Genomic DNA, 19,405 nt, shown 5'->3' on the forward strand with positions numbered 1-19,405 from the left:
GTCGTAACCGGACCGGTCTGTGGCCCGGCAAGGACCCCGAAATGACCTCCTTTTCCAGGAGGAACGGAAGTAAGGTCGCGGTCTCATTCCTCGAAGACGGTGACTGGAACGGCGCCAGGCACGTCCTCGGTGACCGTCTCGTAGGTCACCGGATCGTTCCACAGGATGGCATCGTCGGTGACGATCGCCCACACCCGAAGGCCAGCCGCCGCCATGCCGGGAGTGATCTCCCGGTCGAAATGGGTCGGTAGCCCTTCGGCGCGCGCCCGGTGCACGAGCCTGTTCACCTCGTCGGCCAGCTGGGCATCGGACAGGTGCGCGAACGGCACGATGAACCGCCGGCGCCGTCCGTCGGCGATGAATCCCTGTGCGGTGTCATCTGTCATGGTCAGGTCCTCCTACCGTGTCGGCGGGTCCGCTGGTGCGTCAGCCGCGGCATGGTCGCCCTCCGCGGATAACTAGCCCGGAACGCCGCTGACGGATGTGGACGAGACGCGGTGCACCGCTCACGCGACCCGGCTTACGGTGTGACCGCATTCGAGGAGGGCGACCCCAGGCGAGTGGCTGACGATGGCTCGGGGCATACCGGGGTCGTCGTCTTCGTCGCGTGAGCACATCTCGCACCAGTCTTGCTCGGCGAGATCGATTGCGGCCTCGTGATCCGGGAGATCGCTCGCGACCGCAGTACGGACCACGGTAGGCGTCGCGCTCGCCTCGTAGCTGTGGGGATGGTCGGTGATGGTCATGCTGGCAAGTCCTCCCGCGGTTGGGTCAGGGCGCGGCACTGGTGGGTGTTCCGCCCATGGTCGCCTCGGATGCGTCGACATCTCGTGGCCTGGCGGCACCGAGAACACCCGGATACAGCACTACTCTGAGCGTCGCGTCCGGGACCGACGTGATGTCTCGAAAGCCCTTCCGGATCAACTTCGTTGATCCCCCAACCCAGCCCAGGCGGAACCGCCGCGTACCTCGACCAGCCGAGCCGCGCTCGGCCCTCTCCGCTCCCGCTTCACAACCGGTGCCGACTCACTACCTGGCTCTTATCGACTCGATTACTCGATAAGATGGAGTCCACAAGGAATAGGACGGATCGCACACGCCACCACGCCGCGCTGGCTGCCCGACTGGCGCGGTCTCGATGAGACAGGGGATCCCGCGGACATGACGACATCGATGCGACCGACGACCGCGCTGGTCATCAGCGCACTCGCCGCGACGAGTGCGCTGGTCAGTTCGTGCTCCAGCAACTCCGACACGCGACCGGCGCCGGCGCCCAGCCCGACGATCAGCGCTCCCCCAGTCAGTGAGCACGAGCTGGGATTGGCGTTGACCAGGCTCGTCTTTCATAGCAGTCAGCCCCCGAGTCCGAATGCCGGTGCGTGTCTGGCTTCGTCCGTGACGAAGGCGGGCCTGTCGGTCAACGCTCAGAGATACATCGTCACGACCCGAGGCGACGACCAGGGCGCGGTGGCCGCGGGCGTGCGCACGATCAACGCGGCCGACGCCGACCTTCTGCTTTCCCCACCGTTGCGAGACGCCGTCGATCGTTGCGTCGACGCGGCAGCTCCGCTGGCGCGCGACCAGGCCTACGCTCCTGCCGAGCCCGCCGGGAAACCCGCACCGAGGCTGCCCGATCTGACACCGAAGTACCCAATCGCGGCGGACACCGGGATCACGTCGGCTTCCCAGCTCACCCCGGGTGTGGTGTCGATATTCTCCTCCTATGCCCGGGACGAACGGCAGAGGCGTACGTACGTGGCCGCGGGTGAGTGTCTGGCCGGTGTCATCCTCGGCGCGGGCTTCAGTCAGCAGGCTTTGCGCTTCCTGGCGGGCGGGGCACCGATCGGCGCCGGATCCGTCGCCGACTACCTCCCCACGGATGAGGACAAGAAGGTCTGGCGATCGCAAGGATTCGTCACCGCACTCACCGACTGCACGGCCACGGTGAAACCGGGCGCCTGAGCAGCCACGGTGCGCCGCCGACCGTGCCGGCGGTCGTCGACGTCCGTCCATCGTGGAACAGTCGTGCAGGAAGCCCCGGCGCGTTCATCGCACCGGGGCTTCCTGGTCACCGCATCGCTATCGACTGGACGCGGCAGGCACTACTCGGTACTGGGTGTACCGCGCCGACGTCGCTGACCGGCGGAGCGGGATGGCCTGTGGTGGGGTCAGCACCACGGCTTGCTTCCCAGCCAGAGCGCGCCTGCGAGGAAATTCGAGGAAATGTACTGCTCACCTCCGCCCCACAAATGCCCTCGGACCCACAGGGGATAGAACCCGCTTCCATTCGTGCCACCAGCCTTGCAATGGATATCGATCCCCTGTCCGGCGTTCACCACACCCACAGCCGGGAAGCCGACGCCCGGGCCGGTGCGGATCCGCACCCCGTTCGCCCAGACCCACACCGACGGCCCTGCTACCGTGCTCGTGGCGGTGGCTGCCGCGCCGGGGTGTGCGCTGGTCGCCCCGTGGCTGTGCTGCGCCGTGACCCGCGGTGCCGCGCTCTGCGGCGCGGACGGCGACGCGTGCGCCGCGGAAACACTGCCCGACGCGAAGGCGGCGACGGCGACGGGTGCCACCAGTGCCGACAATGCGGCCCTTTTGGCGTACTTCGATGCTGCGAGCACAACTATCTCCCTATTCCTCTATCTGTAACTTCATTTGTGTGGAAATGTCCACCGGGCTCGCCTGTGGGCACACTCCACCCCGGCGGCGATTACGGTGGAACGCGTGATCTCAGCGGTTTTCGATACATCCGCTGGAGCTGGCGGGGACCTTGATCTTGGGATTCATCCGCTGGAGCTGGCGGGGACCTTGATCTTGGGATTCATCCGCTGCCGCTCGAATTCCGCCCGGTCGACCACGATGAAGCCGAGGGTGGCCCGGGCGACGCTCTTATGTCCGTCGTGGACACGGACTTCCCACTCGCTGTAGGGGTGGTTGGCCACGACGCAGCGCGCGGTGATGACCAAGCGCGCGCCGATGAGCACCGGTGCGCGGTGGTCTTGACGTTGCCAGGCGCCGAGAGTGCACTCGTCCGGCGCGATGATGTCGCGCACCGCGTCCATACAGGGCCATTCACACAGCTCGATCAGCCGAGCGGACGCGAGGATGTCCGGGTTGCGCGCGAATTCCGCGCTCCGGTGCGCAAGGCGCTGGACGGAATCCTCGGCGGCGACCGTGTAGTGGACCGTGCGCGTGGCGCCCAGCAGCCGCGCGGCATCGCTCGCGCGTTCAGGCAACCGGTTCAGCGCGGGGGCGGACATCGTCGCCTCCTTTCGACACGGATGGCAGCGATCGGGTTGCGGCTCGTACCTCGTCGATCGAGGTGAAGTAGGTCTGCAGATACGGAGTGGTGATTCCCACGGTGGCGGCGATTTCATCGAGCGTGACGTTGGCGCCACGGTCGGCGAACAGATCGTGGGCGACCCGCACGATGGTGTCCCGCATGCGGAGTGCTCCTTTTCCAACCGGGGCCCGCTAGGGCGGCCAGGGGTGGATTCGCTGATGACGGGCGCCAGGTTCACCGTGTGCATCCGGACGGTTCCCGGGATCGCGACGGGCAGGTCGCGGCGACTGGCGCTGATGCCGCGACCCTACGCGCTATTCGACAGACTTTTCAAGAGGCATTGCATAGTGAGTCGATAAGGCTAGAGTGGTGTCGACAGATCAGTCGACTACGGCATCGGGGCGTGACGTGACAGCCGTACAGGAACCGCAGCAAGCGACGGGTGGTGAACGGCGTCAGCGTGTCGTCGTCAGGATGTCGCCAGTCGACAAGCAGCGAGCCGAGTACTGGGCCGACAAACGCGGCTTTTCCTCCGTTAACGAGTACGCCGCCGAGGCTGTCGCGGACCAGATCCGGCGGGAGAACCTTGACTACGACCTGCCGACGCTGGAGATCGCGCGCGTCAACGAACTCACCGATCGGATGGCGGCCTGCGAGACGAATCTCGCGAACCTCGTCCATGTGTGCACCCAGGGTTTCGATTCCCTTATCGGGCTCACCCGCGGTGACAACTACCTGCTCGATGACGAGGACGGTGAGCTCCGGTGACCCGGATTGTCAGCGACCTGCTGGAGACGGCACCGTCGACGGAGGAGCGCATGCGTGTCGACACGGCCTTCCTCGCCGCCTACAAGCGCGGTGACGGTGAGAAAACCACATCAGCGCAGAAGACAGGCATGGGTGAGTCCGGTGAGGTGTCTCGTTCTCCTGACGCCGACACTCCGGGGTCGATACTCAGTGCCCCGCCCTCCCGTGATGACGGGGTCGAGTCAGCCCGTGCGCCGACATCGGGTGACACCGGGTTCCCTGACATGGTCAGCCAGCACGACCGCGGGGGTTCGGATGGCGTGGCGGACACCGACCCATCCGGCGAGAAGGCGCACGGCGTCCCACCGGTGGACGCTGTCACCGACAGCGGGTCCCGCCCGCAGCGGGGCGCGACCGGCGATGATCCCGCGACGGCGGTACTTCCGCCACGCGCGGCGGACGACGACACGACCGCGGCCTCGCTGCGACTCACCGACCACCAGGACGCCGTGCAGAACGCGGCGATGTCGGCCAAAGGCGGCTCCGCTGGCTCGGCCGCCGGAACAGCTCTTCCCCACTCCGGTTTCCGGCTGGTCGGGGTGAAGAGCCAGCCCGCTGTCCGCGCGCTGCCGGGTGTTGTCGTGAACGCGCTGCGGGAACAGCTGCGTTCCGCCGCGGTCCGGGAACGCGAGGTGACCGACGCGGCCGCACGGGAGTTCAGTGACCGGTTGAGCCAGGCCAGCCTGGTCACCGCGTTTCTGGTGGCGCATCTAGATCTCCGGCTCGACGTGGACATGTCCACTGAGTGCGCGGTCACTCTCTTCCGATCACGGGACCCGCTGCTGGGCAGTGTCGCCACACGCGTGCACGGCCTCGAGAAGCTCGAGACAGACCACACCGCGCTCCTGGAAGCGTTGCGCGCTGACGTCGCGGATCTGCGACAGACCGCCGCCGTCGTCGAGCAGGCGGTGGCCTATTCGATCGCCGACCGCACGGAGAACTTCCTGCGTGGCTCACACAACATCCGCGACGCGCCAATCACGCACGCCAACGCGCTCTTCGTGCGCGATCGGGCTCGCGAGCAGACGACGAGGCAGGCACGTCTCGAGAAGGAACGGGAAGGACGACCGATTCGATGAACGCGACCACGGATCGGCCCACCAGAGGGGACCAGCTTCCTGGGGTCGACGACTGCGATGGCGCCTGGACACCCGGTACGGGATCTCGTGTCGTCGTACCGCCAAGGATCCCCGGGTCGCGACAGAGGTGCGAGGTGGCATCGTGACCCACCGTTCCGCCGATGACCTTGTGCGTGTGGAGTGGAATCCGCCCCTGCCCCGCGAACTTCCGGGTATCCGGGAAGACCTCGTCGAGTCGACCATGAATCCCTTGGTGCACCTGGGAACAGCGCGGATGCTGGCGGCCGGACGTGGCACGATCACCCTGCCCGAGATCGCCCCCGACACCGCCGCGACCATACTGCTGTCGGAGGAACGAACCCGCCTCGCTGGCGCGCGGCTGTACTCCCTCACCGATGAGATGACGCACGTCAGCATCGCCGCGGGGAAGAAGCTTCCCAGTTACGCCGTCCATCGCGACGATGTTCCCTCGACGTGCGGTCTGATGATGTTCGGGGAACCAATTGGCAACTACCGCATTGATTCACCCGATGGGAGCCCCCGGATCGTGTCCATCGTCGCGGCGTCATGGGGACCCACTCAGCTCGTGCAAGAACCGGCTGAGCATCTGTGGGTCACGTTCTGGTCGCTCGTCCACCACGACGTCGGCATCCGCGCTTTCCAGAACAGCGGGCTGAGTCTCCGCGACGCGCGTAAGCTCCAGTACAGCCAGGGCGATTACTGTTGGGACAACGAGGTTCTTCTGACGTATGACCAAGCCGAGGTCCGCGTCGCCACGGCTGACGGCGAGTCCACAGTCGTCGATCCCAGCCAGAGGAATCTCACCGCGAACACCACCATCGAGTGGATCCAGACTGTCCGTGCCGCGTGGCTGCTCATGAAGCAGAAGACCCAGCGCCCCGTCGCCGACGTTGCTGACGAGCCCCTGTCGAAAACAGTGCGCAGACAGTTGCGACGCAAAGGATACAACGACGACCCAATCCGTGTTGTCACGCTGCATCACCACCGCCAGACGCGCACGACGCGGGAACGCCCGAGCGGCTACACCGTCACGGTGCGCTCTAAGGTCGAGGGACATGTGCGCTGGCAGCCATACCGCAGCAGGGGCGTGATCGAACCGATTTGGATCGACGATCACGTGCGCGGGCCGAAAGACGCCCCGTGGTCACCACACCAAACGACCGTGACCGTGGTCGACCGCCCGCCCGGTGGCAGGCCACCGGGCGGCGGGAAATAACCGACGTTTCATTCCGAGGAGATTCATCGTGGCCGCGTACATCGCCAGAGACAACATCGATTTCGGCCCGTTTACCACGAATAGGCGGCACGCACGGGCAGCCATCGTTCTCGCCACGGTTTCTGTGGCTCTGCTCACCGGGTGCTCGACACCGGGGCCGTCGCCGCCTGGTGCGTTGTTGACTCCACCGCCTCCCGGACAATCCGGTCCGCGGATCGACGTCGCCGGTCAGGCTGTATGGCGCACTGAACGTCTGGGTTGTGCTGTGATGACAACGACGGCCGGGCAGCGACTGCGGCTGCTCGGGGACGCGACGATCATCCGGGAGCGCGCGGTCGCCACCGGCGCCGCGGCGGCGGGATTCGCTCGCCTCACCGGATGTCTCGTTACCCCGCCGGAGATTGTCACGGTATGCGACGGGATACCGTTCGCCGTGGAGAGAATTCACGGAACGTCATCGTGACTAAATCTGGGTGACGTTCCGTGGAATCGGATTCGACGAATATGGCGCGGAACACCGTTGACATGACGTATCTTCACTGTGCACACTGGAGATATTGGGACGCTCGATCGACCTTGTTATCGGCATGAACGGCTCGATCCGCTGATCGTGTGTCCACTTCGGAGCGCCTCATTCCACGTGACCACCGGTCCTGAAGCGGTGTTCACGGCATGATGCTGGTGCGGCGGCGTGAGGTCACCCCCACCTCGGCACCCGCACCCCTCAGGGTGCCTGGGCCGCCGCACCAGCTCACTACTCGTCGGTGATCATTTTCCGGTCGTGGTGGTCACCGGCGCACCAGTGGGGGTGGCGCGGCAAGCCGGGCGGACCCGCGTCACCCCCACGCCCCCAACGAGAACGGAAAGTGCGATGAGCAGACACAGCGTCGAGGACATCCTGCCCGGCGACCCGGAACGTGACTACGTCAGGATCCTCAAGCTCAGCAAGCTACACGACCTCCGTGTTCCCGCAGAGGAGATGGTCGAGGACGAGGACGTCTTCGAAAGCACCCACTGGACAAACGAAATCCAGCTGGGCCAGGCCGCCAGAGCACTCGATCAGCTCGAACCCCGGTTTCGCGCCGCGGACACCGGCCGCTGCATGACGCTGGTACGCCGAGCGCGTCGGAACCTCACACGGGCCACAAGCACACTCGACCTCTTCGACGACATCTCACCGGCCAATTACCACCGTCTTCGGGAGAAATTGGGACGGGGAACAGGAAGCCACAGCCCAGGGCACCGTGCACTCGTCACCGCCGCGCATCGGCTCTGGTCCGCCTACGCCACTGGTTATCTCATCCCCGACGGCATCACGATCGAGCAGATCTACGACACCGCCTACACCCACGACATGCGGTACGTGCTCGCCGAGGAGCTCTGCAGCCTCAACCAGTCGTACAGGCTCTGGCTGCAGCGGCACATCCTCGTGCTCAAAAGGACGGTGGGCGAAGGCGCGGTGTCGCTGAAGGGCCGCACGACCGATCGATTGGACACACGCGCCTTCGACCGGGATTGGTTCCCTGCCATCACCGCGGTCCGCGGCGCGATGACGAACGCCTGGACGGAGACACACCGTCCAGATCTCCATCGCGGGGACACTCATGCACGGCCGTGACACCGCGCCGGGGACGTCGCCCCTGCCGCTGCTCGCGCTCGCCGTGCTCGCGACCGCGACGTCCGCGCCGCTGGCCGCGAGTGCCGCGGCCGCGCCGCTCGCGCTCGCCTTCTGGCGCAGCGGCCTGTCCGTGCTCGTCCTGCTCCCGTTCGCGATGCGCCGCAGCCGGGCCGCGCAGTGGACGCTCGACCCCGCGGCCGCTCGCGCGGCAGCGCTCGCCGGGCTCGCGTTGAGCGTCCACTACGTCGCCTGGATGACGGCCGCGCAACTGTCCACGGTCACGGCCGCGACCGCGCTGGTGTGCACGCAGCCGATCTGGCAAGCGGTGATCGCGGCCCGTGCCGGACACCGCATGCCTCAGCTCGCGTGGGCAGGGATCGGCATTGCCGTGGCCGGAGCCGTCGTGGCTGCCGGCTCCGATTTCCAGACCTCGGTACGAGCGTTGACCGGCGACCTCCTCGCCGTGCTCGCCGCGATCGCCGCGGCTGCGTATACCGCCTGCGGCGAGCGAGCCCGCCGGCGCCTGCCGACGAGCACATTCGGCGCGATCAGCAACAGCGCGTGCTGTGTGGTCGTGCTCGCCGGTTGTCTGCTGTTCGGCACTCCCCTGACCGGCTACACCGACGCGACCTGGCTGATCATCGTGGCTCTGGTCGTCGGCGCGCAGCTGGCGGGCCAGACAGTGTTCGCGCACTTGCTGCGCACGCTCGCCGCCACGGCGGTCAGTCTCGCGATCCTCACCGCGATGCCGATCGCCGCGGCGCTGGCCTGGCTTACCATGGAACAGGCACCCACTGTCCAAACAGGACTCGGTGCGGTGGTCTTGGTCATCGGCGTCGCCCTGTTCCTGTTGTCGTCCCTCATATCAGAATCCACCCTGCTTCGTCGCGCGCGACCAACCATTCCCCGGCGATCGTCCGACAGGAACACAATCGTGGTGCACGACGTGCCCCCTGTGAACGACTCGCCTTAGCAAAAGACTCGCGGCCCGCCAGCAGGCGGGCCGCGAGGCGGCCTCGCGTGTCTCCGCCGTCCAGGGACGGCAGCGGAGATGCACGGCGGCCGCCGTATTGACGGCGGACACCACCGCAGGCGCCCGGGTGGAACGGAGCGACGCACGTGGTGTCCGCCGTCGCAGGAGCAGCCCGGCCTTGGCGGCGTGTAGCGGCAAACCCGCGGCAGCGACACGCGAACAGGAAGGAGAAACACCAGTACGCGTCGAGTGACGCGACTCAGCAGCGCGCAATGGAATCAGCTCACCACCAACGACGACGGGGTTCTCACGGGCAGGGTGGACCGTCGCTCACTGGCCGCGCTGGAGCGGCGTGGGCTGATCCGCGGCGAACTTCACGGCCGAGGACGTCGGCAGCGCGTGCGATGGGTCCTCACCGACTCAGGCGAGAAGTTGATCGCCAACCCGCCCAAGATCGTTGATCCCCATCCACGGCCCGATTGGAGGGCGTTCACCCATGTGCGAGTTGACCCGCGGCGATACGAGGTCGAGGATCACCACCTGCTCAGGTCCGCGACCCGGTGGCGGGTCATGTGTCCTGACCGAGGCGACGACCCGGTCGCCTTCGCCGAGTGCCTTGCTGAGGCGGTCGACGTCCTGGCGCACCACTGGAGGCGCGAAGAATGCGCGTCCGCGCGAGCGGCGGCCGACGCATTTCGCGCCGAGATGGCTGAAAGTCGGCGTGCGCGGGAGCGAATATGGCCGTATCCGGTTTAGACACCAGCGTCCCCTCTGATACCGCGCGAGCTGGTCACCACGCCTGCGAGAACGGATGCGGCGGTCGCAGGGACGACCTACGGATTCACGGGCAACGGGATGGTGATGTCGAGCACCGTCTCCGCGACGTCCAGGAATCCAGACAGGTCGATTGTGATTGGACCATCCGCGCCCACGAAGGCTAATGCGTAGACGCGGTGGTTTCCATCGTTCACCGCGATGCCACCGTGCATGTTGACATCGATCTGGACGACGTCGATGTCGCGATCCCACCCGTGCCGGATCAGCCACGCGATCCGTTCCGCGTGTGCGTCTGAGGTTGCTACAGCCTTAACGTTGTGGGCAGGGTTGTCCCGACGCAATCGCCCCTCCCGGAACGCGGCGTTAACCTGCTCAGGAGAAATGCTCCCGACTCCCCACGGATCGGCTCGCAACGGATCGACAAGCTCGACCAACGTTCGCACGTCGATCGTCACCAGCAGTCCTTCGGGGTTGAATACCGCCGATGGCGCCGCGGCGTCGACGATGTCGCAGCCCCCCGCCTGGCCACGGAACGCCTCTCGTCGCGTGCGCTGAACGTCGTTCACCACGACGATGGTAGTCGCGATGGTCTCAGGCACGCCGACGGTGCCTCATGCCGGACACCGCAGCCCGAACACAGGCGACCACGGCCGCCCCGCGATGGGAGACGCCGGTGTAGCGGGGTCGTCACACCCTGCCTCGGTTGTACGTGAATTGACACGACACGAAACGCCGAATCAGTTACGATGTGTCCGACAACATGGAGGGCAGGTGTCTCATGGAATGGCGAAATTTGGCTCAGTGCCGCATCGAAGGCACTGACCCGGAATTGTTCTTCTCCGCGACCGAAATCGGTCCTGGCCTCCGTCAGACGATGACGGCGAAGGCGGTATGTGGCCGGTGCCCAGTGCGTGCGGAGTGTCTGCGTGACGCACTCGACGCCCACGTGGAATACGGAGTTTTCGGTGGGCTGTCTGCATCGGAGCGACGGGATCTCGCTCGTAGCAGGCATTGGGCCCCGGTGATGTGGCACCGTCCAGTCGCCGGGGTCTTCATTTGTGCCGCCTACGTATGGACGGACTCGCGTCCCGCGCGAACGCTCCAATGGCACCAAGGCGTGGATGCACGGGATGGGCAACGATGTCGACACCCTTGTCACCTGATGGTGTGTTCCTTCAGGAATACCGCGAAGTTCGCCGCCGCGTCGCCGACCAGGTCACCGCGGTACAGGGTCCCCTCCGTGTCACCGTCACGGTCGGCTTGGGTCATCGAGTCCAGGCAGTCGGTCACCCGGTTCTGAATCCTGACGACCGTGTCGGCATCGGGGTCAGGGATGTCTGCCACGTCGGCGATCTCGTGTACCGCGGTGGCGGCGACCTGTGCCCACTGAACGACCTCGGCGCTTCGGCCGGTCTTGACCGCCAGCCGAAGGCGCTCCAGGGCTTGCTCCGTCGCGAACTCGGCCGTGAGCAGCGCCATTGTCCTGCTCATCGACTTGTCGGGAGCGCCTGGTCGGTCTTCTGTCGACATGAGCGCAGACTACCGGCTGACACTGACAACACCGAGGTGTAGCCCGGGTGCGCTGGTGGCCTGCATGCGGTCCTGTACCCACCACTGTCGTCATCAGACGGTGTGGTCAGTGCGGACGGGCCGTTGGTCGGCAGTCCGGGCACCAACGCTCGCCGGGCCAGTCCAGTTTCGCCGGCACCTGATACTTCGGGCCTGGCATGACGATGCCGTCGACGTCGCTACAGGCGATCCGCTGGAAGAGCGCGTCGGGGTCGTGGCCGACCGGCTTGTGCCACACCACGTCGTGTGTCCCGTCGTGGGGACCGTGTACTCGTTCCGCCACAGCGAGCATGTCAGTCGTCCTTTCCGGCCGCTACCGCGTCCGTCCCTTGTTCGTAGTGTAGAGCTTCAATGGGTTGCTCGTCATACGGCTTGGCTAGCGCGACGTCGCTGCACCCTGAGCTGTCGTGCGAAGTCACGTCTCCGGCCACATCGTCGCCGGCGGCCGTGACGCGACGCGCCTGTGCGACGACGGCCGCAGCACGCTCCGAGGTCCTCGCGCACCGCCAGGCACGATGCACCAGCACACGCGGACCGTCCGGCCCGCACGGTGAGGCGGGAGCTGCTCCGGCGGTGGCGCTACTTGTGTCGTTCGGGGTCGTACTCCTCGATGCGCGTGTGTTCCAGGCGGCCTCGGAGGGTTAGTCCGAAGTCGTCGCGGCCCGCCGTCCCCGTCGGGTAGAACCATGTTCCTGTGGGAGCGTCGCTGAACCCCATGACCTGCAACGTGGCCTCTCCTTCTGGCGACACGGTGATCCGCCCGTCGTGGAGTTCGGATCCCGACACGTCCGAGGTGACATTGTCCCTTGCGGAGAGCTCATTTTCCCGGCTCGGACGAATTCGGGTTGATGCGTGTGTTCCGCCGGTATCCGCGGCTTGCATGGGACGTGTGGGAGCGAGCGATTCAGCGTGGACAGTCGTGAACCGGCGGGTTCGCGTTGCTGAATTCGCGGCCTTACCGGCTACACCGGGCTGTCGGCCGCATCGCCACACGAGCACGAGTCTGACCGAATCCGCGATCATCGCCGTCGGCGGAACCGCGTGCCATGGCACGATCAAACAATGAACCAGACATCGGCCGCGGACGGTTTGTGGGCCTGGCTGCAGGCCAATGGGCCGGGACTGAGTCTTGTCCTGGCAACGTTGAGTCTGCTGGCGACCTTGACCATTCCCTGGATGCTTCACCGAGTGAATCGCCGTGCGGCCCGTGATAGCAAGATTCTGCAGGACAACATGTACGAGCTCACTCGAGCCGCCCGGCGAGACGGCGTGCTGCGAGGGCTTCCCTTGGCACGCAGCAGACGCTACCTCGACACGCTGCGCGCCGATGGGCATGCGTGTGCGCGTTCCCACGAGCACGCCGAAATCGAATCGGCGTACTTCCGCAACACGCTCGCGCCGCTTCCGCGGTCCCAGCGCGATCTCGACAGTCGACTCTCGGACGACGACCGCCGCGAAATCCTCGATGACCTCCTGTCTGACCTGTCCACACGCCTGATCGACCTCGATCGCGGCGAGTGCCACGATCTCGCCAACCTGGCCAGACTCGCTCACGAACTCCACGCGCGTCACCACCTGATCGCGACCGCGATCGCTGACGTTGCCGGACGCACCGACACGGTCCTCGCGGACGGCTCCATTCGCGACATGCTCGCCGAGGCTGGCGCGCCCGCGGCGCTGTCCCTCTGCTCAGCCCTGATCTCCGAAGTGCGGCGCAGGACGACGCTCGGTCCCAACTCCATCTCGGTGGTGACCGCGGTCGCGCTCGCGATCAAGGACTACGCCGCCAGTGTGAATGCCCACGCATGGGATTCGGTGTCGCAGAGCATGATCATGCTGCTGCAGCGAAAGCGGCTTTCCTCCCTGGCAAGCGTGGATCAGAACGCGGTGGTCGCGTTCGACTTCTGTGTGGCCCACGTCGTTGACGCCTGCGGCATACTCGCGCCGCGCCACGACCCGCACCTGCTGATGCGGTTGGTCGAGGCGCTGATCGAGGAGCTTGCCCGGATGGACGCCCCCGTGATGCGTCATGCGGGGACTGCGGAGGACGTCTACGCCGCCGGCATCATCACTCTCGTCGAGAAGTGCGGACCAGATTCACCTCTCGCCGATTCTCTGCGCGCCCACGCCCAGCGGCACCGCTCGACCCCAGCGTGACCACGAGCCCCGAACCGTGGCGATCGTGCCGGTCGGCGCGGTCAGCGTCGTTCCTGTGTGGGTTCCTCGCCCGTCCCATGGCCGCGCTGCGCCTGACCGGCTCGATGCACCGGAGGCCGCTGCTCTGACTCTGCCTCGCCGCCCTCCGAGTTCCCGGACGCGGGGAGCGTCGTTCGGCTGGCGTCGTCCGAACGTTCGTCTGCCGGGCGAGGCGACCGGTTCACCTCGTGGAACAACTAGGTTCGAGTGGGTCGGGCCCCACGGCGCCGCTTCGATCCTGGCTGGTTATGACCTGGTCAGGTGGTAACGGTCGCCGTGAGGCTCTTCCTGTGTATTCCCGGTTGGGAGGGGTGCCTCCCAAGCCTTCTGGCCCTCGATTTGTGGCCTTCCCTTGACAACGGCAGTTGGACACGGTAGCCGGATGGTCGCCGACAACGTCGTCGCCCGCACGATCTCCCACGCGCTGACACGAGGCGCGGAGCCCATGGCCACCTTCGCCACGCCCGAAGCGCCAGGCCACCACGCTTGCATGCTCTACGCGGCCATAGCGTGCCCGTATCTGTCACGATCGACTGCCAGGCGCACCATCGCCGGACACGGATCGACCGCTCAGGAATCGGTCACGGCGGGTACGCGCCGCGGCATGTTTTCCGGCCTGGTCTGTTTCGCGGAAGCCGTGGTGGAGAATCCAGCCGACACCTACGGGTACACCATTGTCTACAAACGCCCCCTCGGTATTCGCACTTACCACAATGGAATCGAACTTCGTGCTGATCTCCGTGACGTTATCGCGAGAGAACCCGGCCCTGGGCCTGGGCAGCGGCTGTTCGCCCGCGACGTGCGGGCTATCGAGCGCGAGCTTCGCCAGGCACTGGCCGAGCACGAGAACGAAACCCGAAGCCCGTACCATCGCTGACAGTGGTCGCAGGGGAGCTGCAGCTCGAGCGTCGGCTGACGCGACACGCCGTACACCCGGCCCTCTGGGTGCCGTCCGGTCGGCCGACAAACCGGATCAATCGCTGTCCGCGTGTATGGAATACTAACGTCGACGTGTCATCAACACACGAAGCCAGGCACCCGAAGGAGCAAGAATGAGCGGCGCGGTGGTGGTGCTTGATGTCGATGGCGTGCTGGCCACCGACCCGGCGTTGGCCGGGGGTGCACAGGCTCTAGTGGAGCTGGGGTACGTATCCCATGAGTTCGACGGCCTTGGCCCGGATGGTCGTCCAGCGACAGGCACCGTATGGCTGAACCTCGATCATGGCTCGTGGTTGCGCGAGCTCACGGATCGCGGCGCCGAACTGGCGTGGGCTACCAGCTGGGGTATCCGTGCCGTCGACTGGATCGCACCGCGGCTGGGCCTGCCAGAAATGCACGTCATCGATGTGCCAAACCACGGTCCCGCATTCGGCTGGTCTCCGAAGATGAGCCCCATCAAGAAGTGGGCGGCCGGTCGGCCGGTGGCGTGGCTCGATGATCAGTTCGGCGGTAAAGAGTACGGCTGGGCGGACGACCGGCGCGATGAGGACGGCATCCCGACCCTGATCGTGCCCGTCGGTTCAGCGCGTGGTTTGCTACGTCAACACGTTGACGAGGTGCTGGGCTGGCTCGACACCGACGTCGCCGCCCATCTGGACAAGGAAGGTCGTTGATGGTCGTCTCCCCGCACCGAGAGTGCGTCGATCAGGCATTGCTGAGGGCTGGCCTCACCGGCGTCGACCGTGCTCGAGCGGTCAACCGCATTCTGGAACGCATCGCCAACGGAATCTGCCCGCGGTGTGACGCCGCGCTCAGCGCTGTCCCTGCTCGATCGAGGGCGACCAGCGACCGGTGCGTCCATGTGTGCGGCGAATGTGGCAGTCATGAAGGTGCCCGCGCGTTCGCCAAACCCGCCGAACCTGAACCGATCGAAGACTGGCCGCTCGACGCCTCGGAAGTCCGCGCGCAATTTCAGGCTGCACGCCGCCGCTTGTGACCTCGCGCTGACTGACCCGGATTGTTCACAATGACGCACCGCGGATCAACTCTAATCCTTCTGGATCGCGTCGTCGGGCTGGCGACGTGCTCAGAACTCCTACGACTGGCAACGCACGGCAGTTCCGGCTGATGAGTTCTCGCCCCATCGCGCAGCGAACACGTCGAATCCGGGACCCAAGCCGCCAAGCAGGATCCGTAATGTCAAGCCACAACTGGCTGATCTGCAAGATGGACGACGGCGTTCTTCGTCGAGAGCCAACCCGGAAAGTGGCTTGCATGGTTCAAGAGCTGGGAGGGCATCAGCGGTGACGTTCGCCTAACCGCTTAAAGCCTCGTCACGGTTCGATCGGATCAGTCTCCGGACTCAGTTTCGAGTTTTTCCACGATCGTTTCCAGTTCATCGCTGGTGAGGTTCGCCGCGACCACGGAACGAAGAGCCGCAGCAGCCGCGACGCGTGCGTCCCCCTCCAGAGACCCTCCTGTCCATCCGGTCACCATGTCGTCAATATAAGGCTGATCGGCGCTGGGGACGAGTGCGTCCATCACAGACTCGACGATGCTCAGATGGTTCACCATGCGGCTTCTCCAAAGTTCTTCGTGCCAATCACTGGCGATCGCGGCGCGCGATCGCCCGCTCCGCGCTATCTCGAACCGAGTACGGCAAGCATAAGCAAAACCTGTCAACGGATGCCAGCCGGACCACTGCAATATCTCTCGAAACATGCGACCAACCGCTGGCACAGACGTTGGAGCGATCGGGCACTCGACGCAGCGCGTTAACTCTACCTAGAGGTTCATTTCCTAGTGTGCGGTAATCGCACGCCGGAGCGATGAGAGTCCATGGACGAATATTGGCCACCGGCACATCCGTGAAAGTACGTATTTATCAGCCCCGCACGGCAGGGCCTACTACGTCATGGGTGACAAGAGGGCCAAGGCCGAGTTCGCCGGGGCATCGTGCGGACTATGCACCGATCCAGAGTGGAGCGATGTGCGTCGCAACGACAAGGCCGACACCGGCCCCGCGGTGGCGTGCGGAGCGGCCCGCTCAGCGAGAGCAGCCGCACTGTGACCTCGTCGCGCTGGCCAGGGCCCGCGCGGTGGATTCGCAGCTATCCGACGGCACGAGCGGTGGCGCCGAGGTGCGGATCTTACTGGAGTGACCGCGGTTGTTCGCCCATCACGGCTACCCGGTCGATATCAAGGCGATCAGCCTGTACGAGCACGTCCCCACCAACGAGGACGTACTGGCCCGAATAGTCCACATCGGACACAACGCACTACTGGCCGCATTCGAACGGACGATAACCCGCTGCGACCCCGACCCGATCAACCAGGTGGGGGAACTGGTCCGCACCCACGTGCTCGTCCACGTCACCTACCCGCTGCTAGCGATCGTCGCGACGAACTGCACCACCTCTCCCCCCGTACGCACCAGCGAAGCACTCGCACTCCGGGAACACACCGAACAGATCGCACTGGACGGAGACAGCCACGGAGTTGAACAATGACTCTTCGACGACACGGAACTCGTCGCGACCACGGCGGCGATCGCGAGCATGGGGTGATGCTCGTCTTCGCCACCATCGACACCGGCATCACGCAGGTGCCCTGGACTACGCCGGCGGCGAGCTGGCCCGCCACGGAACCACAACCGACCCGCTCGTCCACACCGTCATCGGCGACTGCACCATCCTGCTGGAAACCTCACACACCTTCACCTACCGCCACGCAGACGAAGTCCACGGCGGGCGCCTGTTCAGCTACGATAGCCAGCCCGGTATCGCCCGCTGCGCCCTGGTCAAACACGTCGCGACAACCAACGCCGTCCGCGCCCTGCACCACCTGGCCGACGTGCTCGGCGGAGCCTCCTACAGCCGGGCACCACCGTTCGAACGGATATGGCGCGACGTCCAAGCAGGCACATTCATGCCAATGGGCAACCTCGCCGCTCGCGCACTCATCGACGCCAGCACACTCGGCATCACCGCCGCCCCCGTGACCGGCCTCGACGAAACCGGCCACGAGTGCTGACTCCACCTGAGCGCAGGACGCACTCCGAGCTCGCCGCGGGTGAGATCCTGCAGTTCTGCCGACGACCCGAGGTCGACGAACCATCCTAATCGGACGGTCGAACCCGAGCAGAATGCCCAGCGGGCAACCGAGGTCCCCCATCGGGAAAGAACTTCTCCCGCAACGTACCCGCACGATATTCCTGCTGCATGAGCCCCCGCGACCGCAGCACCGGTGTCACATGATCGACGAAGTCTTCGAACGATGTCGGTGATACGACATATCCCAGATTGATCCCGTCGACGTCGGCGTCCTGGCAGGCTTCGACCCGATCGGCGATCTGCGACGGTGTCCCGACCGAACGCTGATTCCCGTACCGCCGCACCAGCTCACCGAACGTCCAATCGTCACGCGGTGAAAACGCCAGCAGTTTCCGGACGACATCAGTGACCGGCCTGCCGCGAAGTTCACCGACCGGCCTCCCCGGGTCGTACTTCGAGAGGTCCTCGCCGAGGAAAACGCTCATCCTGGCCAGATTTCCCTCGACGGTCTGCCGTTCGAGGAGTTCGGCGTCGAGCCTGCGCGCTTCCTCTTCGGTGCTGCCGATGATGAACACCTGAGGCACGAACACCCGCACCTGCCTCGGATCACGCCCGGCCGCCACCGCGGCGGCGCGCACGTCGGCCACGATGGGCGCTGCGGCTTCCGGCTCGGTCGCATTGATGAACAAAGCCTCGGCGTGCCGTCCCGCGAACGCGCGACCGGTCGCGGAGACCCCGGCTTGGAACAGCAGCGGTGTCCGCTGCGGTGACGGCTCGCTGAGATGAGGGCCGAACACCGTGTAGTACGGGCCGCGGTAGCCGACTTCGCGCACCTTCGCCGGGTCCGCGAACTGGCGGCGTTCCCGATCACGGACGACCGCGTCGTCATCCCAGCTGTGTTCCCACAACGCGTAGGCGGCACGCACGAAGTCCTCGGCGCGCGCGTACCGCTCGTCGTGCTCCGGCAGCCCACCGAACCCGAGGTTGCGCCCGGCGCCAGGCAGGAACGTGGTGACGATGTTCCACGCCACGCGCCCCTTCGTCAGGTGGTCCAGGGTCGACATCTTGCGCGCGAACGGGTACGGGTGCTCCTGCAGGATGTTCTGGGTGAAGGTGAACCCGAGGTGTTCGGTCGCGTGCGCGAGCGCCGGGATCAGCAGCGACGGGTCGCAGGTCGGGAACTGCATTCCTTCGTACACCGCCGCGTCCCTCGAACCCCCGTACTCCTCGTACGGCGCGAGCACGTCGGCGAAGAAGAGCGTGTCGAACCCGCCGCGTTCCAGCAGTTTCGCGAGATCGATCCACATGCCGAGGTCGGTGTATTCGAGCTGCCTGCTGTCCGGTTCCGCCCACAGCCCCTGCGCGTGGTGGGACACCGCGGCCATGTGGAACGCGTTGAACAGCATGCGAGGCCGGTCAGGCACCCAGTACCTCCCGCCCGATCCGGTCCTTGCACACCTCGACCGAATACGCCATCAACCCACCCGCCTGCGCGTCACGGAAAATCCGCTGAATCGGAGACGTGCGCAGGTAGCCCGGGCCGAACGCGTGCTCGCTGATGAATTGTGTTGTCATGCCTCATTGTGATCACATCATGGCCAAGGGTGGCCAGATCGCCGGTGGCGGGGTTGAACGCGATATCCGCTCCGGAATCGAGGATGCCGAACCGCTGCCGACCAAGAGGTGCCGTCTGAGCTTCCACAGCTCGGCCGCCAGACCGTCGCGGCTGTCAGCCAACAGTTCCCGGTGCGGTCGATCGCGACACCGATCGACCGCAGGAAGAGAGAGGTCACGAGCGGCCCACCGGTGATCAGGGAGTCCAGGTATTTCCTCCGGCAGGGTCGCGCGGCCGGTCCGGGCTGCTCGGA

General features: G+C 65.8%; 24 protein-coding genes and 1 pseudogene. 15 read left to right on the forward strand and 10 right to left on the reverse strand.

Annotated features, from left to right (window positions below):
• Positions 1-83: 83 nt before the first annotated feature.
• Entirely contained in the window at positions 84-386 is a 303-nt protein-coding gene (locus tag HUW46_RS46665; RefSeq protein ID WP_215545022.1) for a hypothetical protein, read from the reverse strand.
• Positions 387-506: 120 nt separating this feature from the next.
• A complete protein-coding gene (locus tag HUW46_RS46670) occupies positions 507-746 on the reverse strand; it encodes a hypothetical protein (RefSeq protein WP_215545023.1) in 240 nt (79 codons plus the stop codon).
• Positions 747-1,161: 415 nt separating this feature from the next.
• Between HUW46_RS46670 and HUW46_RS46675 the strand changes: the two genes are divergently transcribed.
• Together HUW46_RS46675 and HUW46_RS46680 are read left to right on the forward strand one after the other, a co-directional pair.
• Complete coding sequence (locus HUW46_RS46675; protein ID WP_215545024.1) at positions 1,162-1,962, forward strand: hypothetical protein; 801 nt, start codon at positions 1,162-1,164, stop codon at positions 1,960-1,962.
• Positions 1,963-2,370: 408 nt separating this feature from the next.
• The gene (locus tag HUW46_RS46680) at positions 2,371-2,655 is read left to right on the forward strand and encodes a hypothetical protein (RefSeq protein ID WP_215545025.1); all 285 of its coding nucleotides are present in this window, start codon (positions 2,371-2,373) and stop codon (positions 2,653-2,655) included.
• A gap of 134 nt (positions 2,656-2,789) precedes the next feature.
• Here the strand turns inward: HUW46_RS46680 and HUW46_RS46685 are convergent, their stop codons facing one another.
• Positions 2,790-3,266, reverse strand: a complete 477-nt coding sequence (locus HUW46_RS46685) for a thioesterase family protein (RefSeq protein WP_215545026.1) — start codon at positions 3,264-3,266, stop codon at positions 2,790-2,792.
• Positions 3,235-3,450 (reverse strand): TetR family transcriptional regulator, encoded by a 216-nt coding sequence (locus HUW46_RS46690; RefSeq protein WP_215545027.1) that lies wholly within the window; start codon positions 3,448-3,450, stop codon positions 3,235-3,237. Before HUW46_RS46690 ends, HUW46_RS46685 begins: the two co-directional genes overlap by 32 nt.
• Positions 3,451-3,763: 313 nt before the next feature.
• On the opposite strand from HUW46_RS46690, the gene HUW46_RS46695 reads away from it, so the two are divergent.
• The 6 genes from HUW46_RS46695 (at position 3,764) to HUW46_RS46720 (ending at position 9,003) form a co-directional block, all read left to right on the forward strand.
• A complete protein-coding gene (locus HUW46_RS46695; RefSeq protein ID WP_215545028.1) occupies positions 3,764-4,057 on the forward strand; it encodes a hypothetical protein in 294 nt (97 codons plus the stop codon).
• A 299-nt stretch (positions 4,058-4,356) separates the two neighbouring features.
• Positions 4,357-5,175, forward strand: a complete 819-nt coding sequence (locus tag HUW46_RS46700) for a hypothetical protein (protein ID WP_215545029.1) — start codon at positions 4,357-4,359, stop codon at positions 5,173-5,175.
• A 142-nt stretch (positions 5,176-5,317) separates the two neighbouring features.
• Positions 5,318-6,412 (forward strand): hypothetical protein, encoded by a 1,095-nt coding sequence (locus HUW46_RS46705; protein WP_215545030.1) that lies wholly within the window; start codon positions 5,318-5,320, stop codon positions 6,410-6,412.
• Between the two features lie 28 nt (positions 6,413-6,440).
• Positions 6,441-6,875 (forward strand): hypothetical protein, encoded by a 435-nt coding sequence (locus HUW46_RS46710; RefSeq protein ID WP_215545031.1) that lies wholly within the window; start codon positions 6,441-6,443, stop codon positions 6,873-6,875.
• Positions 6,876-7,283: 408 nt separating this feature from the next.
• Positions 7,284-8,030, forward strand: coding sequence for a hypothetical protein (locus tag HUW46_RS46715; RefSeq protein ID WP_215545032.1), 747 nt, complete (start codon positions 7,284-7,286; stop codon positions 8,028-8,030).
• Positions 8,017-9,003, forward strand: coding sequence for a DMT family transporter (locus HUW46_RS46720; RefSeq protein WP_215545033.1), 987 nt, complete (start codon positions 8,017-8,019; stop codon positions 9,001-9,003). Before HUW46_RS46715 ends, HUW46_RS46720 begins: the two co-directional genes overlap by 14 nt.
• A gap of 833 nt (positions 9,004-9,836) precedes the next feature.
• On the opposite strand, the gene HUW46_RS46725 is transcribed toward HUW46_RS46720, so the two are convergent.
• Complete coding sequence (locus tag HUW46_RS46725; protein WP_215545034.1) at positions 9,837-10,346, reverse strand: hypothetical protein; 510 nt, start codon at positions 10,344-10,346, stop codon at positions 9,837-9,839.
• A gap of 212 nt (positions 10,347-10,558) precedes the next feature.
• Between HUW46_RS46725 and HUW46_RS48680 the strand changes: the two are divergent.
• A pseudogene (locus HUW46_RS48680) lies at positions 10,559-10,786 on the forward strand (WhiB family transcriptional regulator); the annotation flags it as partial.
• 149 nt (positions 10,787-10,935) lie between these two features.
• Here HUW46_RS48680 and HUW46_RS48685 read toward each other — a convergent pair.
• Both HUW46_RS48685 and HUW46_RS46735 read right to left on the reverse strand, forming a co-directional pair.
• Complete coding sequence (locus tag HUW46_RS48685) at positions 10,936-11,259, reverse strand: hypothetical protein (RefSeq protein WP_254126730.1); 324 nt, start codon at positions 11,257-11,259, stop codon at positions 10,936-10,938.
• Between the two features lie 157 nt (positions 11,260-11,416).
• Positions 11,417-11,641 carry a hypothetical protein gene (locus tag HUW46_RS46735; RefSeq protein WP_215545035.1) on the reverse strand — a complete coding sequence of 75 codons (225 nt, stop codon included), beginning with the start codon at positions 11,639-11,641 and terminating at the stop codon, positions 11,417-11,419.
• Between the two features lie 770 nt (positions 11,642-12,411).
• On the opposite strand from HUW46_RS46735, the gene HUW46_RS46740 reads away from it, so the two are divergent.
• From HUW46_RS46740 to HUW46_RS46755, 4 genes are all read left to right on the forward strand, one after another.
• Positions 12,412-13,506, forward strand: coding sequence for a hypothetical protein (locus HUW46_RS46740; RefSeq protein ID WP_215545036.1), 1,095 nt, complete (start codon positions 12,412-12,414; stop codon positions 13,504-13,506).
• Between the two features lie 421 nt (positions 13,507-13,927).
• Entirely contained in the window at positions 13,928-14,422 is a 495-nt protein-coding gene (locus HUW46_RS46745) for a hypothetical protein (protein ID WP_215545037.1), read from the forward strand.
• 175 nt (positions 14,423-14,597) lie between these two features.
• Positions 14,598-15,158, forward strand: a complete 561-nt coding sequence (locus tag HUW46_RS46750; protein ID WP_215545038.1) for a hypothetical protein — start codon at positions 14,598-14,600, stop codon at positions 15,156-15,158.
• The gene (locus tag HUW46_RS46755) at positions 15,158-15,481 is read left to right on the forward strand and encodes a hypothetical protein (RefSeq protein ID WP_215545039.1); all 324 of its coding nucleotides are present in this window, start codon (positions 15,158-15,160) and stop codon (positions 15,479-15,481) included. Before HUW46_RS46750 ends, HUW46_RS46755 begins: the two co-directional genes overlap by 1 nt.
• Before the next feature lie 353 nt (positions 15,482-15,834).
• On the opposite strand, the gene HUW46_RS46760 is transcribed toward HUW46_RS46755, so the two are convergent.
• Positions 15,835-16,059: a hypothetical protein gene (locus HUW46_RS46760; RefSeq protein ID WP_215545040.1), complete on the reverse strand. Its 225-nt coding sequence runs from the start codon at positions 16,057-16,059 to the stop codon at positions 15,835-15,837.
• A 593-nt stretch (positions 16,060-16,652) separates the two neighbouring features.
• On the opposite strand from HUW46_RS46760, the gene HUW46_RS46765 reads away from it, so the two are divergent.
• Complete coding sequence (locus tag HUW46_RS46765; protein ID WP_215545041.1) at positions 16,653-16,994, forward strand: hypothetical protein; 342 nt, start codon at positions 16,653-16,655, stop codon at positions 16,992-16,994.
• A complete protein-coding gene (locus tag HUW46_RS46770) occupies positions 16,984-17,517 on the forward strand; it encodes an acyl-CoA dehydrogenase family protein (RefSeq protein WP_215545042.1) in 534 nt (177 codons plus the stop codon). Before HUW46_RS46765 ends, HUW46_RS46770 begins: the two co-directional genes overlap by 11 nt.
• 85 nt (positions 17,518-17,602) lie before the next feature.
• Here HUW46_RS46770 and HUW46_RS46775 read toward each other — a convergent pair whose 3' ends face one another.
• Entirely contained in the window at positions 17,603-18,961 is a 1,359-nt protein-coding gene (locus tag HUW46_RS46775) for an NtaA/DmoA family FMN-dependent monooxygenase (protein WP_215545043.1), read from the reverse strand.
• Positions 18,954-19,112, reverse strand: a complete 159-nt coding sequence (locus HUW46_RS46780) for a hypothetical protein (RefSeq protein WP_254125598.1) — start codon at positions 19,110-19,112, stop codon at positions 18,954-18,956. Before HUW46_RS46780 ends, HUW46_RS46775 begins: the two co-directional genes overlap by 8 nt.
• Between the last annotated feature and the right edge of the window lie 293 nt (positions 19,113-19,405).

The sequence above is a fragment of the Amycolatopsis sp. CA-230715 genome (genome assembly GCF_018736145.1).
Lineage (GTDB): Bacteria > Actinomycetota > Actinomycetes > Mycobacteriales > Pseudonocardiaceae > Amycolatopsis.